8 protein-coding genes are annotated in these 16,733 nt (G+C 70.0%); 6 read left to right on the top strand and 2 right to left on the bottom strand.

The window, feature by feature from the left end:
* From CAL25_RS12060 to CAL25_RS12035, 6 genes are all read left to right on the top strand, one after another.
* Positions 1-522 (top strand): UDP binding domain-containing protein (locus tag CAL25_RS12060; protein WP_283162762.1); only part of this gene is annotated, 522 nt, incomplete at its 5' end.
* 15 nt (positions 523-537) lie between these two features.
* Complete coding sequence (locus CAL25_RS12055) at positions 538-1,575, top strand: SDR family oxidoreductase (RefSeq protein ID WP_094800179.1); 1,038 nt, start codon at positions 538-540, stop codon at positions 1,573-1,575.
* A complete protein-coding gene (locus CAL25_RS12050; RefSeq protein WP_094800178.1) occupies positions 1,572-3,638 on the top strand; it encodes a capsular polysaccharide biosynthesis protein in 2,067 nt (688 codons plus the stop codon). Before CAL25_RS12055 ends, CAL25_RS12050 begins: the two co-directional genes overlap by 4 nt.
* A 3-nt stretch (positions 3,639-3,641) precedes the next feature.
* Positions 3,642-4,862: a capsule biosynthesis protein gene (locus tag CAL25_RS12045; protein ID WP_094800177.1), complete on the top strand. Its 1,221-nt coding sequence runs from the start codon at positions 3,642-3,644 to the stop codon at positions 4,860-4,862.
* On the top strand, positions 4,859-5,626 hold the full coding sequence (locus CAL25_RS12040) for an SDR family NAD(P)-dependent oxidoreductase (protein ID WP_094800176.1): 768 nt from the start codon (positions 4,859-4,861) through the stop codon (positions 5,624-5,626). Before CAL25_RS12045 ends, CAL25_RS12040 begins: the two co-directional genes overlap by 4 nt.
* Complete coding sequence (locus CAL25_RS12035) at positions 5,619-7,202, top strand: LTA synthase family protein (RefSeq protein WP_249279035.1); 1,584 nt, start codon at positions 5,619-5,621, stop codon at positions 7,200-7,202. Before CAL25_RS12040 ends, CAL25_RS12035 begins: the two co-directional genes overlap by 8 nt.
* 7 nt (positions 7,203-7,209) lie before the next feature.
* On the opposite strand, the gene CAL25_RS12030 is transcribed toward CAL25_RS12035, so the two are convergent.
* Together CAL25_RS12030 and CAL25_RS12025 are read right to left on the bottom strand one after the other, a co-directional pair.
* Positions 7,210-8,556 carry an aminotransferase class I/II-fold pyridoxal phosphate-dependent enzyme gene (locus tag CAL25_RS12030; protein WP_094800175.1) on the bottom strand — a complete coding sequence of 449 codons (1,347 nt, stop codon included), beginning with the start codon at positions 8,554-8,556 and terminating at the stop codon, positions 7,210-7,212.
* A 12-nt stretch (positions 8,557-8,568) separates the two neighbouring features.
* Positions 8,569-16,155, bottom strand: a complete 7,587-nt coding sequence (locus CAL25_RS12025) for a type I polyketide synthase (protein WP_094800174.1) — start codon at positions 16,153-16,155, stop codon at positions 8,569-8,571.
* Positions 16,156-16,733 lie beyond the last annotated feature (578 nt).

The following is a 16,733-nucleotide window of genomic DNA, read 5'->3' as shown; positions in this document are numbered from 1 at the left end:
CGTCCGGGTCTGGTGGGCGGTCACTGCATCGGCGTGGACCCGTACTACCTCACGCACAAGGCGCAGGCCATCGGCTACCACCCCGAGATCATTCTCGCGGGCCGCCGCCTGAACGACTCGATGGGCGGCTATGTGGTGTCGCAGCTGGTCAAGGCCATGACCAAGCAGCGCATCTACGTGGAAGGCGCCCGCGTGCTGGTGATGGGACTGACCTTCAAGGAAAACTGCCCCGACCTGCGCAACACGCGCGTGGTCGACATCGTGAAAGAGCTCGGTGAGTACAACGTCGCTGTCGACGTGTACGACCCGTGGGTCGAGAAGGAAGAGGCCGAGCACGAATACGGCATCACGCCGATCGAATCGCCCGAGGCCGGCAAATACGACGCCGTGATCCTGGCCGTGTCGCACGACGAGTTCGTCAAGATGGGCGCCGCCGAGATCCGCAAGCTCGGCAAGGCCAAGCACATCCTGTACGACCTCAAGTACGTGCTGCCGGCCGACGCGGCCGACATCCGTCTGTAAGCGGGGGGAAACGACATGAACGTACGTTTCGATAACCGCTTCGACACCCTGTGCGCGCAGCTGCGCGCCACGCCGGCCAAGTGGCTGGTGACCGGCTGCGCCGGCTTCATCGGCTCGAATCTGCTGGAAGCCCTGCTCAAGCTGGACCAGACCGTGGTCGGCCTGGACAACTTCGCGACCGGCCACCAGCGCAATCTGGACGAGGTGCGCGAGCTGGTGACGCCCGAGCAGTGGGCACGCTTTTCCTTCATCGAAGGCGATATCCGCGACCTGGACACGTGCAAGCGCGCCCTCGAGGGCGTGGATCGCGTGCTGCACCAGGCCGCGCTGGGCTCGGTGCCGCGTTCGCTGGCCGATCCGATCACCAGCAACGAGGTCAACATCAGCGGTTTCCTGAACATGCTGGTGGCCGCGCGCGACGCCCAGGTCAAGTCCTTCGTGTACGCCGCCTCGAGCTCGACGTACGGCGATCACCGTGCGCTGCCCAAGGTCGAAGAGAACATCGGCAAGCCGCTCTCGCCGTACGCGGTCACGAAGTACGTGAACGAGCTGTACGCCGACGTGTTCGCCCGTTCCTATGGTTTCAATACAGTGGGCCTGCGCTACTTCAACGTGTTCGGCCGCCGCCAGGATCCGAACGGCGCCTACGCCGCGGTGATTCCGAAGTGGACCGCCGCCATGATCCAGAACGAGACGCTGGTCATCAACGGCGACGGCGAGACCAGCCGCGACTTCTGCTATGTCGACAACGCGGTGCAGGCCAACCTGCTGGCGTCGCTGGCCGACGAGAAGAGCGTGAACCAGGTCTACAACGTCGCGTTCGGTGGCCGCACCACGCTGAACCAGCTGTTCGGCTTCCTGCGCGACAGCCTGGCCAAGCAGGGCGTGCGCTACGAGAAGGACGCCGAGCACGCCGAGTTCCGCAAGGGCGACGTGCGCCACTCTCAGGCCGACATCGGCCGCGCGCGCCGTCATCTGGGCTACCAGCCGCGCTTCGACATCCTGCTGGGTGTCGACGCGGCCATGCCCTGGTACGTCCGGTTCCTGCGATGATCGAGATCCACTCCAGCGGTATTGCGCGGATCCCGCTCCTGGCCGAGTTGCTGGGTGCGGCGATCACGCGTTATCGGCCCTGGCGGCCGGCCGCGCGCCGCCGCCTGCAGGCGGTCGCGGGGTGGGGCGCCAAGCCGAGCGCGCAGGGTGCGCGCCGGCGCGCGGACCGGCTGGGCCTGCCTTACCTGGCCCTTGAAGACGGCTTTCTCCGTTCGTTCGGCATGGGGCAGGGCAGCCCGACCCTGTCGCTGGTGGTGGACCGGCTGGGCATCTACTACGACGCCACGCGGCCGTCGGAGCTCGAGGTGATGCTGCAGAGCGACACCGACCTGCTGGCGGACCTCGACGACGCGGTGCCCGACGCCATGACCCGCGTCCGCGCGCATCGGCTCTCCAAGTACAACCACACGCCGTTCGAGCCGCCGCTGCTGGCCCCGGCCAACGGGCGCAAGCGCGTGCTGGTCGTGGACCAGACGCTGGGCGACACCAGCGTGACGCTCGGGCTGGCCGACGCGGATACGTTCCAGCGCATGCTGGCGGCCGCGCGCGCCGAACACCCGGACGCGCTGATCCATGTGAAGACGCACCCCGAAGTGGTGGCCGGCACCAAGGCCGGCTATCTGGGCGAGGCGATCTCGGATCCCGATCTGGTGCTGCTCGACACGGACATGAACGCGATCGGCCTGCTCGAGCAGATGGACCACGTCTACGTGGTGACGTCGCAGATGGGTTTCGAGGCGCTGCTGGCGGGCAAGCCCGTGACCTGCTTCGGCATGCCCTGGTATGCCGGCTGGGGCCTGACGGACGACCGGCAAAGCTGCTCGCGCCGCACGCGCAAACGATCGCTCGAAGAGCTGTTTGCCGCGGCCTATTTTCACTACACGCGTTATATCGATCCGCTCTCGCACGGGCGCGGCACGATCTTCGACGTGATCGACTGGCTGGTGCGGCAGCGGGCGATGGCGCGCCGCATGCCGGTGCGCACGATCCTGGTCGGTACCCGGCGCTGGAAGACGGCGCATCTCTCGCCCATCCTGTCGCCGTTCCCCGGTGGCGTGGTGAGCGCCGAGAACGCCGCCCAGGCCGCCGCGTTGCAGCCCGAGCCGGGCGAGGCGCTGGCGTTCTGGGGCGCGGAGCCGCCGGGCGGCCTGACGGAACTGGCCGAGCGCACGGGCGCGGCGCTGGTCGCGATCGAGGACGGCTTCATGCGCTCGGTGGGGCTGGGTTCGGACCTGATCAAGCCCATGAGCCTGGCGCTGGACGGCAGCGGCATCTACTTCGACCCGCGCCGTGAGTCGGACCTGGAGCGTGAGCTCAACCACGGCCACTTCAGCGTGGGCGACCGCGCGGCCGCGCAACGGATACGCGCCTTCATCGTGGCGCACGGCATCACGAAGTACAACGTGGCGCAGCCCGAGCCCGCGGGCTGGGACACGCAGGGCAGGGAAGTGGTGCTGGTGCCGGGTCAGGTCGAGGACGATGCCTCGGTGCGCTTCGGCTGCGAAAGCGTGCGCACCAACCTGGCCCTGCTGGCCGAGGCCCGGCTGGCGCATCCCGATGCCTATATCGTCTACAAACCGCATCCCGACGTGCTGAGCCGCAACCGGCGCGGCCGCGTGGCCCAGGCCCAGGCGCTGGAGTATGCGGACCATATCGAGCAGGATCTGTCGGTGGTGAGCTGCATCGAGGCCTGCGACGTGGTGCACACCATGACCTCGCTGTCGGGCTTCGACGCCCTGCTGCGCGGCAAGCGCGTGGTGGTCTACGGCCAGCCTTTCTACGCCGGTTGGGGGCTGACCGAAGACCGCGGCCGCATCGTGCGCCGGCACCGCCGGCTCACGCTCGACGAGCTGGTGGCCGGCACGCTGCTGCGCTATCCACTGTATTGGGATTGGGAGCTGCGCGGCTACACCACCTGCGAGGCCGTGCTGACCCGCATCATGCAGACGCGCGAGCGCCTGCAGGCGCAGGGCCGCCTCGCATCGTTGCGCGCGGGCTATGCCCGGCGGCAGGTGCGCAAGCTCCAGGCGGTGTGGCAGGCCCGTCTGGCGTATCGGGGCTGAGCCATGCACGCGAGCTATCTGTTCCTGCAGGGCGTATGTTCGCCATTCTTCGCCTGCCTCGCGCTGGCGCTGCGGCAGGCCGGGCACTCGGTCGCCAAGATCAACTTCACGGTCGGCGACCAGGCCTATTGGCGCGGCGGCGGCGCGGTCGCTTATCGAGGCGATGCCGAGGAGAGCGGTGCGTTCGTCGAACAGCAGATGACCCAGCGCGGCGTGACCGACGTGGTGCTGTTCGGTGACCGCCGCCCCGTGCACCGCCAGGCGGTGGCGCGGGCCCGCGAGCGTGGCGTGCGTGTGCACGTGTTCGAAGAAGGCTACTTCCGGCCGCACTGGGTCACGCTCGAGCGCGGCGGCGTCAATGCCCACTCGCCGCTGCCGCGCGATCCGCGCTGGTACCTCGATGCCGCCGCGCGCGTGAGCGAAGAGACAGCCCAGACCTTCAAGGCGCCGTTCTGGCTGCGCGCCTGGCACGACGTGGCGTACCACAGCTGCAGCGCCTGGAATCCCGTGTTCTATCCCAAGTACCGCACCCATGCGCCGTATGGCGCCGTGCGCGAGTACGCCGCCTATGTGCGGCGGGCGGTCACGTTGCGGCGGCAGGTCGCCGACGACGCGCGCACCGTCGCCGCGCTGGCGGGCGAGTCGCGGCCGTATTACATGCTGCCGTTGCAGCTCGAAAGCGATGCCCAGATCCGCGATCATTCGCGGTATGGCTCCATGCGCGAGCTGGTGAACGAGGTGATGACCTCGTTTGCCCGCCACGCGCGCTCGGACGCCTTGCTGGTCGTGAAGAATCATCCGCTCGATCCGGGCTTTGCGAACCATGGCGCCACGGTGGCGGCGCTGGCGCGACAGCACGGGCTGACCGACCGGGTGCGCTATCTCGAGTCGGGGCACCTGCCCACGCTGTTGCGCCATGCGCGCGGCGTGGTCACGGTCAACAGCACCGTGGGTACCGCGGCGCTCGATCATGGTTGTCCGACGCTCGCGCTGGCCAGCCCGATCTACGCGCTGCCCGGGCTCACCTGGCAGCACGGCCTGGACGCCTTCTGGCGCGAGGCCGGCCCGCCCGACAATCTGCTGTACCAGGCGTTTCGCCGCATCGTGATCCATGCCAGTCAGGTGAACGGCGGCTTCTACAGCGCCGACGGCATCCGGCTGGCGGTGCGCAACGCCGTGTCGCGCATGACGCAGGCGCATTCTCCGCTGGAGGCGCTGCTATGAAACGCCCGGGCTCGATCCTGATCACCGGTGCCACGGGCGGCATCGGCGCCGCGCTCGCGCTGGCCTATGCCGCGCCCGCCACCACGCTGATTTTGCAGGGCCGCCGCGAGGACCGCCTGGCGGAGCTGGCCACGCAATGCCAGGCGCGCGGCGCGCGCGTCAGCACCCAGGTGCTCGACGTGCGCGACCTGGCAGCGCTCGACGCGTGGCTCGCCGCCGTGTGCGCGACCGGTGTGCCGGACCTGGTGATCGTGAATGCAGGCGTCAACATCCACGCCCGCGCCAACGGCATGGGCGAGGATCGCGAGGAGTCGCGCATGCTCATCGATGTGAACGTGCGGGCGGCCATGGCGACCGTGCAAGGGGTGCTGCCCGCCATGCGGGAACGCCGCGACGGGCAGATCGCGCTCATCAGCTCGCTGGCCGCGTGGCGCGGCTTGCCCGAGACGCCGAGCTACAGCGCGAGCAAGGCCGCGCTCAAGGCCTATGGCGAGGCGCTGCGCGACGGCCTCGCCGGCTACGGCGTGCGCGTCAATGTAGTGATGCCGGGTTACGTCGAGTCGCCGATGTGCGAGGCGATGCCCGGACCCAAGCCGTTTCTGTGGCGGCCGGCCCGCGCGGCGCAACGCATCCGCCGCGGGCTGGCGGCCAACCGTGCCCGCATCAGCTTTCCTTTTCCCCTGAACTTCGGGTGCTGGCTGCTGGCCGGCATCCATCCCGCCGTGTCGGGCTTCATTCTGCGCAGGCTGGGCTATCGTGACTGAGTTTTGGCAATTCGCCGGCCTGTGGCCGGTCAGCGCGTGGTGGCAGTCGCATGCCACCCTGGCGTTGCCCTGGGCCTGCGGGCTCGTGTTGAGTTTTCTGATCGAAGGGGCGCTGCGGCCCGCACCCCGCGCGCCGTGGCGGCGCCCGGTGTCCGCGCTGTGCCTGCACGCGGGCGGGTGGACGGTGTTGTTCGCGCTCGAGCTGGCGCTGTTCCGGCGGCCCTGGTTCGCCATCGCCAATCTGGTGGTGGTGCAGGGCATCCTGGTGGGCGTGAGCAACGCGAAGTATCGCTCGCTGCGCGAACCCTTCGTCACCGCGGACTTCGAGTATTTCATCGACGCCCTGCGTCACCCGCGCCTCTATCTGCCGTTCCTGGGCTGGGCCGGCGTGGTGGTGCCGATCGCCGTCTACGCGGCGAGTGTGTGGGTGGCCCTGCGCTTCGAGCCCGCCTACGGCGCGGCCTGGACCGACTGGCTCGGGGCCGTGGCCGCCTTCCTGGCGGCGGGCGCCGCGCTCGCATTGCTGGCCGCCCGGCGGCTGCCGCGCGCGTCGTTCCGCGCCCGCAGCGACCTGCGCCGTCTCGGCATGGCCGCCTTGCTCTGGACGTATGGGCGTGCCGAGCGTCGCGAGCCGCCCAAGCCGCTCGCCGGCTTTCCGTTCGTCAACCTGCGGCCCAGGCCCGCCGCGGCGCTGCCGCATCTGGTGTCGGTGCAGAGCGAGTCCTTCTTCGATCCGCGCAGCCGCTATCCCATGGTGCGCCCGGAGGTCCTGGCGCACTGGGACGGCCTGCGCGCGCAGGCCGAGTCCAGCGGCCGGCTGCGCGTGGCCGCCTGGGGCGCGAACACGGTGCGTTCGGAATTCGGCTTTCTTGCCGGCGTGTCGGCCGAGGAGCTGGGCGTGCATCGCTATAACCCGTATCGCCGGCTGTGTGCGCGGCCCGTGCCCACGCTGGCCTCGCATCTGCGGCAATGGGGCTACCGCACGGTGTGCGTGCATCCCTATCACGGCGGCTTCTATCGGCGCGACCGGGTCTTGCCCCGCCTGGGCTTCGACGCCTTCACCGACATCGCGGCCTTTGATCCGGCGGATCGCGTGGGCGCTTATGTGGGCGACGTGCCGGTGGCGGAACACGTGGCGGCGCTGCTGCGCGAGGCGGGCGATCAGCCGCTCTATGTGCACGTCATCACGATGGAGAACCACGGTCCGCTGCACTGGGAGTCCCTGGACCCGGCGGAAGTGGCCGAATTGATCCGGGGCGAGTTGCCGGCCGGCTGCGACGAGCTCGGCGCCTATGTGCGCCATCTGCGCAATGCCGATCGCATGTTCCAGACCCTGGCCGACACCATGCGCTCGCTCGACCGGCCCGCCACCCTCTGCGTGTACGGCGATCACGTGCCGATCATGGAAAAGGTCTACGGCGCCTTGGGCGAGCCCGACGGCCTGACCGACTATCTGGTGTGGAATGCGCGATCGCAAGGCGCGCGGGCCGTGCGCGAGCTTGCCGTGCACGATCTCGCCCAGACCTTTCTGGCCGCCGCCGGGCTGTACCGCGGCGGCGCCCGCGTGGCGGCCTGAGCGCCGCTCAGAGCCGCCGGATTTCCTGCGCCGTCAGCTGCACCGCGTCGCGGATGTCGGCTTCGCTGTGCTCGCTGCAGATGAAGAAGCGCAGGCGCGCGGACTGCTCGGGCACGGCAGGGTGCAGGATCGGCTGCACATTGAGCCCGCGGTCGAACAGGGCGGCAGAGAGTCGGGCCGCCTTGATCGAGTTGCCGATGATCGCGGGGATCACCGCCAGGCCCGTGCTGGTGCCGGTGTCGATGCCCTCGGCGCGGGCCTGGGCGAGAAATGCCTGGCCGCGCTGTTGCAGCGTGCGGACCCGGTCGGGAACCTCGTGCAGGCGTTGCAGGGCGGCCAGCGATGCGGCGGCCACCGGCGGCGGCATGCCCACGCTGTAGAGAAAGCCCGGCGCGAGAAACTTGAGGTGCTCCACCAGCGCCGTCTCGCCGGCGATGTAACCGCCGCAGCCCGCCAGCGTCTTGCTCAGCGTGCCCATCCAGATATCGACGTCGTCGCCGGCCAGACCGAAATGCTCGCGGATGCCGTGACCGCGCGCGCCCATGACGCCCAGCGAATGGGCTTCGTCCACCATCAGGAAGCACTGATGGCGCCGCTTGAGCTCGACGAAGGCCGGCAGATCCGGGTAGTCGCCGTCCATGCTGTAAATGCCCTCCAGCACGATCAGCACGCGTTCGAAGCCGCGCCGCTCGCGGGTGAGCAGCTCATCGAGCGCGGCGGCGTCGTTGTGCGGGAAGGACAGGCGGCGTGCGCCCGCGAGCTGAATGCCCTGCAGCACGCTGTTGTGGATCAGTTCATCGTGCAGGATCAGATCGTTCGGACCGAACAGGTGGCCGATGGTCGACACATTGGTCGCGTGGCCGCTGACGAAGGTGATGGCGTCGTCCACGTCGTAGAGCTCGGCCAGCGCCTGTTCCAGCGCGCGGTGGATCGGCCGTTCGCCCGAGACGAGGCGGCTGGCCGATACCGACGTGCCGTAGCGGTCGATGGCGTCTTTGGCCGCCTGTGCGACGACGGGGTCGCCCGATAGGCTCAGATAGTTGTAGCTCGAGAAGTTCAGATAGCGCTCGCCACCGATCCGCGTGCTCGCGGCGGCCGAGCCCTCGTGCACCTTGAAAAACGGGTTGGCCACGCCCAGCCGCGCGGCGCCATCGTTGATGATGCGCAACTGCTGATAGGCCGGGTGCTGGTCGAAGCGGCAATGGGCGTCGGGCACCGGCGCGCTGGCCGGCGCGGCGGCGCCGAGGGCGGGCACCGGGGCCGATGCGCGGTTCAGCCGCCGTTCCAGGGCATGACGGATCAGCTTATCTTTCAGGCTGTCGCCGGGCGCCTTGGCGGGTTTGAGTGTAGCCATGGGTCCGTTTCCTCAGCGGATCATGCGCGGCGCGCCGGCGTCGGCGCGCTGCTCGAGGTGGGTGGCGAAGTCGGCGATGGCCTCCAGGGGCACGTCCACGGCGTGTTGCGCCACGACCTGCTCGATCTGGCTCGACACGGCCGGCGCCTGGGCGGCGGCCGTCTCCTCGCCGCGCAGCAGCACCACCAGGCGGCGGGCCAGCTTGTCGATGGTGGCGCTCTCCGACAGGGCCATCACCGGCAGGCGCTGGCCGAAGCGCTGTTCCAGCGCCACGACCAGTTCCACGCCCATCAGGGAGTCGAGCCCCATGTCGTAGACCGACCGGAGCGCATCGATGCGCTCAGGCGCCACGCGCAGGATTTCGCCCACTTCGCGCTTGACCATGTCGACCACGCGCTCGTGGAGGGACTCGTCGTCCAGCGTGTCGAGCAGGTGCGCGATGTCGTCACCCGCCTCGCCGTCGGCGCCGCCACCCGCACGCGCCAGCTCGGCGAAGCGCGGGTGCCCGGCGGCGGGCAGGAAGCGTGCCAGCGGCTGCCAGTCGAGCTCGAGCACGCCCAGCCCGCTCGCTTCGTGGGCCAGCATGTCGCCCAGCGCGTGCAGGGCCAGCGTGGCCGGCAGCGGCCTGCCGCCCATGCGGCTCGCGAGCGCATCCTTGATCTGCGTGTTGCGGGCCAGATAGCCCGCATCGTCGATGGCGCCCCAGCACACCGCCGTGGCGGCCTGGCCCCGGGCGCGGCGCTGGCGCACGAAGGCCTCCAGCCAGGCATTGGCGGCGACGTAGTTGCCCTGGCCCGGGTTGCCGAATTGTGTCGTGGCCGACGAGAAGCAGACGAACAGGTCGAGCGGATCGTCGCGCGTGAGACGGTCGAGGTGCAGGGCACCCAACATCTTGGGCGCGAGCACGCGCTGGATGCGGCTCGCATCGAGGCTGCGCGCGAGGCCATCGTCCAGCACCATGGCCGCGTGCACCACGCCACGCAGCGCGGGCATCGTGGCGCGCGCCTCGTCGAGCAGCGCGGCAAGCGCCGTGGCGTCGGTCACGTCGCACGCGCGCGCCAGCACGTTCACGCCTTGCGCCCGCAGGGCGGCCAGCGCGTCGGTGGCCTCGGCGTCGGCCGGACCGCTACGGCTGCACAGGATGAGGTGGCGGGCGCCACGCTCGGCCAGCCATTGCGCGGTGCGCAGACCGAAGCCACGCAGTCCGCCGGTCACGAGGTAGCTGGCTTGCGAGCTGGCTTGCCAGGCCGGCGCCGCGTCGTCCGCCGTGACGCCCGCGGGCAGGCCGCCGTCGTAGGTCACGACGATCTTGCCGATCTGGCGCGCCTGCTGCATATGGCGGAAGGCGTCGACCAGATCGCGTGCCTCGAAGCCGCGATAGGGCAGCGGCCGCAGCGTGCCGGCCTCGAAGAGCGCCATCATCTCGCCGAACAGCCGGCGCGTCAGGGCCGGGCGCTCGCGCATGAGCTGATCGGCATCGATGCCGAAGTAGCTGATGTTGTTGCGGAACGGGCGCAGGCCGATCCGGGTGTTTTCGTAGAAGTCGCGCTTGCCCAGTTCGAGGAAGCGGCCGAACGGCTTGAGCACCGCGAAGTTGCGGTTGATCGCTTCGCCCGCCAGGGAGTTGAGCACCACGTCCACGCCGTCGCCGCCGGTGGCCGCGAGGATCTCATCGGCATAGCTCAGCGCGCGCGAGTCGTAGATATGCTTCACGCCCAGGAGGCGCAGGAAGTCGCGCTTCTCGGGGGTGCCGGCCGTGGCATGCACCTCGGCGCCCAGCGCCTGCGCATACTGAATGGCCGCGATACCCACGCCGCCCGCCGCGCCGTGGATCAGGATGCGCTCGCCCGCCTCGAGCCGCGCCAGATGGTTCAGCGCGTAATACACCGTGAAGAAGGTGCTCGGAATGGTGGCCGCGGCGGCGGCGCTCAGGTTGCGCGGAATGAGGGCGATGGCGTCGCCGGTGGTCAGCACGCGATTGCTGAAGCTCGCCGGACCGAACCCCACCACGCGGTCGCCCGGCTTGTAGTCGTGCACCTCGCTGCCGGTCCGGCGCACGACGCCGGCGAATTCGAGGCCGAGTGTGGGCCCGGCAAAACCCTGTTCGATGGCTTCGTCGGACAGCATGCCCAGGGCATACATCACATCGCGGAAGTTCAGCCCGGTCGCCTGGACATCGACTTCGATCTGGTTGGCGGCGGGCGCCGGGGCGGCCACGCGTTCCCAGCGCAGGTTGCGCAACTGACCCGGGAACGACAGCCCCAGGCGGACCACGGTGTCGCCCTGATCCCGCGCCGGACCGCGCGGTGCCTCGACCTGCCGCAGCCGCACCGCGTGGCGGGCGCCGGCCGCGCTCAGCACGATCTCGGTTTCTTCATCGGGGGTGAGCAGCTCGCGCAGCAGGGCCTCCCAGTCGGTGCCGGCCTCGTGTGCGGGCAGGTCGATCTGGCGCACGGCGTAGTTGGCGGCCTCGTTCTGCAGCGTGCGGCCGAAGCCCCACAGCGCTGCGTCGTCTTCCTGCGACCCGGCGCCGGTCAGGTGCTGGGCGGCGTTACGCGTGAGCAGGGTGAAGGCAATCGGTGCGGGCAGCGCTTCGCAGGCCTGCGCGACCAGGGCGGCCAGCGTGACGCGGCGCGTCTGGCGCGCGAGCCGCGTCTCCGGGCCGTCGTCCGCCGGCGACAGACCGTCGGCATGGATCACGCCGTGCAGGCTGCCCGCGGTGTCCAGCGCCATGGCGAGGCTGGCGGCCACGGCCGGCGCGTCCGCGGCGACATCGCGCACCAGGATGGCCTGGTCCCCGCGTTGGTGCAGGCGCGCCTGCAACTGCTCGGCCCAGTCGGCCGACGCATCGTCGGCCAGGATGAGCCAGGCGCGCGCGGCGGAGGCGGGCTCCGCGCCGTCGGCGCCGTCGGCGTTGGAGCTGGCCGTCTGGGCCTGTGCCCACAGCAGATAAGGGCCCGCCTGAACGGCGTCGTCTCCTTCCTGCGCGAGCGGCGTCAGGCCGGCGGCCTCGAGCGCGCCACGCCAATGGGCGGCGGGCTGCAAGGCCGGCACGGCGCCGCCTTCGGCCGACTCCGCCCACCAGTCGGCGCTGGCGCCGAACACCAGATCGAGCCAGCCATCGGGGTGATTGCCGGTCAGCGCGAGCAGGCCGTGCGGCGCGAGGGCGGCGCGGCCCGCGGCAAAGGCGGCCTGGCTCTGCGACAGCGCGTGGCAGGCTGTATGCACGATCACCAGATCGAACGCGCCGTCCTGCACTGCCTCTCCGGCGGGCTGGATGCGGGCGGCGGGCCAGTCTTCGAGCGCGCTGGCGGCGGCATCCTGCGCGTCGGGATGCAGCGCCAGATAACGGTAGTCGGCGCGATCGAAGTCGAGGGCCGCGCAGCAGGCGGCGCCCAGCTCGGGGCCGCAGCCGCCGATCTCCAGCACGCGCAGGCGCGCGCCGGCCGGCAGGGCATCCTGCGCGGCGGCGATGGCGTCGGCCACCGTCTGTTGCCAGTGCAACTGTCCGGCGCGCCCGAGGATGGCGGCTTGCGCCTGTCCCGGCGTGAATGCGCCCTGCGGCTCGGCGGCCGCGCCGTCGCCGCGCAGCAGCGCCGGCAAGGCCATGCCGACGCGCGAGCAGGCCTGCATCAGGGCGAACTCGTCCGGATAGTCGTGCGAGAGCAGATTCCAGATGTCGGCCGCCGTGGGGCTGGACTCATCGGTATGGTCCGTCACGAAGCGCCAACCCGCCGGGGTGGGCGCCAGCCAGCCGGCGGCCGTGCCCTGGCGCAGCAGATGGTCGAAGAGCGGCGCGATGTCGCGGGCTTGCTCGCGCAGGCGCGTCACGGTGGCCGCGGGCAGCAGACCCTCGTCGTCGGCCAGCGTCTGCAATGCTTCCAGGCCGAACTGTTCGCTCAGCGCGTAGAGCAGCGGCTCGACCTCGTCGGCGTAGTGATACTGGCGCTCGCGCGCCGGCACGGAGGTCTGGCCGAGTCGCTGGAGCAGGGCTTGAGGGAAGGGCTGTGCCGGCGTGCTGGCACGCGGATGCGGCGCGGCCACGGCTGCGTCGGCCAGGTAATGGAGCGCGGGCGTGCCCTGTCCACCGAGCCGCACGCTGCGAAAGCGCGCCTGCCGGACCGCGGCCACCGATTGCCCCTCGGCGTCGTACAGATCGAATTCGGCGGTGAGCGAGTGGGGATTGCGGCGCAGCAGCCGCGCGCGCACCCAGCGCACCGGACCCGCGCCACGGCGCACCGTGATGCGTCCCATGCGCGCGGGCACGAAGGTCATGCCCGCGTAGCGATGGGCATGCTCGCGCATCAACATGATGATGAGCTGGAAGGTGCAGTCGAGCGAGCCCGGATGCAGCAACAGATCCTGCCACAGCGCGTCCGCCGCGGGCGCGTCCAGTTCGGCCAGCACGGTGTCGGCATCGGTCAGCCAGCCCTGGCGCACCAGGCTGAAATGCGGCCCATAGGCCAGGCCGGCGGCGCGGGTCAGCCGCGCGTGCAGGGCGTGGTCGAAATCCGCCGCGCGGGCAGGCGCCGCGGGGGCGCCCTGATCGAGATGCGCCGGTGCCGAGCCGGTCAGTACGCGCGCGGTGGCATGCAGTGTCCACGCGGCATCGCTGCCGGTCGCGCGGGCGCTGATGCGCACGCTGGCGTCGGCAGTGTCCAGCTCGGTGCGCACGCGTTGCGCCTGCTCGCCGTCGAGCAACAGCGGCACACGGATCTCGAGGTCTTCGATGTCGAGCAAGGCGGCGTCGGGGGCGTGCTGCGCGGCCGCGCCCAGGGCCAGCTCGGCGAAGCCGGTGCCGGGGAACACCACGGCCTCGCCCACGACGTGGTCGGCCAGCGGCGCATGGCGCTCGGCGTCCAGCCGGTTCTCCCAGGTCCAGGGGTGCTGAGGCAGGGCGTAGCCCAACAGGGGATGCAGATCCGGGCGGCCGAGCAGGCTGGCGCTCTCCGGCGTCTCGTCGTGCCAGTGGCGTTCGCGCTGCCAGGGGTAGGCGGGCAGGGTCAGCGGCCGGCCGGCGCGCGGCAGCAGCGTATCCCAGCGCGGCGTCGCGCCCGCCACGATGGCCTGGGCGGCGGCGTCCAGGATGCGCGCCGGATCGTCTTCACCGCGGGCTGCCGTGGTCAATGCGCGGCCCGTCAGGCCGGCCGCCTTCAACGCGTCGTTGAGGTAGCCGCGCAGCACGGGGTGCGGGCCGATTTCGAGATAGAGCACATCGCCCTGCGCGGTCAGGGTCTCGAGCGCCTGTTCGAAACGCACGGGCTGGCGCACGTTGTCCCACCAGTACTGCGCGTCCAGTTCGGTGCCGATCAAGGGCGCGCCGGTCACGGTGGAAATCATGGGCACCGCCACCTGCTCGGGCGCGAGGCCCGCGAGCGACTCGCGCAGGCCCGCCTCGATGCTGTCCATGGCCGTGCTGTGAAAGGCGTAGTCCAGATCCAGCCGGCGCTGGAACTGGCGCTGGGCCTTGAGTTGTCCTTCGATCACGCTCAAGGCCCGCGGGGTGCCGGCCAGCGTCGCGCCCCGCACGCTGTTGTAGCCGGCCACGCAGACCTCCTGGCCGAGCCCGGCGGCGTCGATCAGGTCCTGGGCGGCGTTGCCGCTCAAGCCCACGGCCGTCATCGCGCCCACGCCGCGGGTCGTGCCCTGCAGGCGGCTGCGGTGGTAGATCACCTGCACCGCGTCCTGCAGCGTCAGCGCGCCGCTGGCCCACGCCGCGGCGACTTCGCCCACGCTGTGACCGAGCACGGCACCGGGTTGCAGGCCGCGCTCGGCGAGCAGGTGAGTGATGCCGACCTGCAATGCGAACAGGGCCGGCTGCGCGTACTCGGTGCTGTCGTAACGGTTGGGCGCGTCCTGGCGCCGCAGCTCGTCGGCCAGCCGGTAGCCGGCCAAGGGTTCGAACAGGCGATCGATGGCGTCGACCGCTTCGGCGAAGACGGGATGGGTCATCAACCGGCGTCCCATGCCCATCCACTGCGAGCCGTTGCCCGAGTAGGCGTAGACGACGCGCGTGGCGTCCGGCAGCGCGGTGCCGTGCGCCAGCGCGTGGCGCGGCGCATGACCCGCAGCGTGTTGCGCGAGGGTCTGGGCCACGGCCGCGGCATCCTGACCGAAAACGAGCGCGCGGCTCGCATGCCAGTCGCGCCGCAGGCAGCTCTGCCAGGCAATGTCGTACAGCCGCTCTGGTTGCGCACGCAACCGTGCCGCGAGGTCGAGCGCGGCCTGTTGCAGCGCGGCCTCGGTCCGGCCGCTCACGAAGACGGGCACCTCGCGCGCGGGTGGCGCGAGCGGCGCCGGCACGCTGGCGGCGGCCAGTTCGGGCGCGCTTTGCAGAATGACGTGCGCGTTGGCGCCGCCGAAGCCGAACGAGTTCACGCCGATCGTGAGCGTGCCTTCGGCCGGCAGCGGCAGATTGCGGGTGACGATGTCGATGTTCCAGCCGCTGCAATCGATGTTGGGATTGATCTCCCGGACGCCGATGGTGGCGGGCACCTCACGATGGCGCAGCGCATGCAGGGCCTTGACCAGCCCGGCCACGCCGGAGGCGGCCTCGAGGTGGCCCAGGTTGCTCTTGACCGAGCCGATCGGCAGCGGCTTGCCCTGCGGGCGGCGCGCGCCCAGCGCCATGCCGATGGCGCGGGTCTCGATCGGGTCGCCCACGCGCGTGCCGGTGCCGTGCGCTTCGAGGTAGTCGAGCTCGGCGGGGTCGATGCCGGCGCGGCCATAGGCCTGCTCCAGCAGTTGCGCCTGCGCCTGCGCGCTGGGCACGGTCAGGCCCGACTTGCGGCCGTCGGTATTGACCGCGCTGCCCGCCACGACGCCGATGATCGGATCGCCGTCCGCCAGCGCCTGGTCGTAGTCTTTCAGAACGAACAGCCCGCCGCCTTCCGAGCGCACGTAGCCGTCGCCCGACGCGTCGAACACGCTGCAGCGTCCGCGCGGCGACAGCATCGACGCTTTGGAGAACGTGATGAAACCATAAGGGTGCAGGTGCAGGCTCACGCCACCCGCGATCGCGTGGGTGCATTCGCCGCTGGCGATGGCGCGCACCGCCTGATGGAAGGCAACGAGCGCCGAAGAGCATGCGGTGTCGACCGCCATGCTGGGTCCGCGCAGGTCGAACACATACGAGAGACGATTGGCCGCGATGCTGCTGGTGTTGCCGGTGGCGACCGTGCTGTCGAGCAGGTCCAGGTCATGCGCCATGCGGTAGGCGTAGTCGGCCGTCGAGATCCCGATGTAGACGCCGCAATCGCTGCCGCGCAAACGCTGAGGCGGGATGGCGGCGTCTTCCATGGCTTCCCAGCACAGCTCGAGCAAAAGGCGCTGCTGCGGATCCATGACCGCGGCTTCACGCGGGGAAATGCCGAAAAAATCGGCGTCGAATCCGGAAATGTCGCCGAGCGTGCCCGCGCTGCGCGTATAGGCGGTGCCGGGATTTTGCTTGGACGGGTGGAAATAGCGGTCGGGAGACCAGCGTCCGGGGTCGATTTCCGTTACCAGATCCTTGCCGGCCAGCAGATCCGTCCAATATTCGGCGGTGTTGGTGCTGGGAAAACGGAACGACATGCCCACGACGGCGACGCGCTTTGCCATTTAACTTCCTTTAGCAATAGCTGAGGGCAGCGTCGCCGGATGAGGCGTCGGAATGAGTTGCAGCGCCAGCGAATCGGGTGCCGGCAGGCACTGCGCGACCTGTTCGGCCCCTGTCCGGATCAGTCGACGCTGCGATTATTTGTATTTAGAGCCTGCGTGATCGGTGCCGGGCTGCCGGCAGGCGGATTCACGGAGTGAGATTCTAGGGAGCGGGGCGGGGGAGAGTATGTCAAGACCCGACAGTATTAATGGCAAAGTTGCCAATATTTATCGGAAGCCCCGGGGGCGCCCCGGTGGCCGGGAGGGGGAAGGGGGGAATGCTGCCCTGCAACATCGAACGACTGCTTACATCGGCGCGGCGCGATTTACATGGCCCTTACAGGTGCCCAATCCATCATTCGGAAACATTATTCGGGGCGCGGCGTATTTATATGTATCGACCGCAGAAAAATGCGCGAGTTCCCATTTTCGGGGTGGCGTTTTAATCGGCCTTTAATATTTGCCGGTCAGAAAATCCGGCCGCGTAGGCCATGTGCCGCAGCCCGACGAAAAACGCCGCCCTCGGGGGCGGCGGATTA

Source organism: Bordetella genomosp. 5, assembly GCF_002261315.1.
Lineage (GTDB): Bacteria > Pseudomonadota > Gammaproteobacteria > Burkholderiales > Burkholderiaceae_B > Bordetella.
Note: the sequence above shows the minus strand (reverse complement) of the source record. Positions and strands in the feature narration are given on the sequence as shown.

Coding starts and splice junctions, on each gene's coding strand:
- CAL25_RS12040 (WP_094800176.1), top strand. CDS start 4,859: ATGAAACGCCCGGGCTCGATCCTGATCACCGGTGCCACGGGCGGCATC.
- CAL25_RS12030 (WP_094800175.1), bottom strand. CDS start 8,556: ATGGCTACACTCAAACCCGCCAAGGCGCCCGGCGACAGCCTGAAAGAT.
- CAL25_RS12050 (WP_094800178.1), top strand. CDS start 1,572: ATGATCGAGATCCACTCCAGCGGTATTGCGCGGATCCCGCTCCTGGCC.
- CAL25_RS12045 (WP_094800177.1), top strand. CDS start 3,642: ATGCACGCGAGCTATCTGTTCCTGCAGGGCGTATGTTCGCCATTCTTC.
- CAL25_RS12055 (WP_094800179.1), top strand. CDS start 538: ATGAACGTACGTTTCGATAACCGCTTCGACACCCTGTGCGCGCAGCTG.
- CAL25_RS12025 (WP_094800174.1), bottom strand. CDS start 16,155: ATGGCAAAGCGCGTCGCCGTCGTGGGCATGTCGTTCCGTTTTCCCAGC.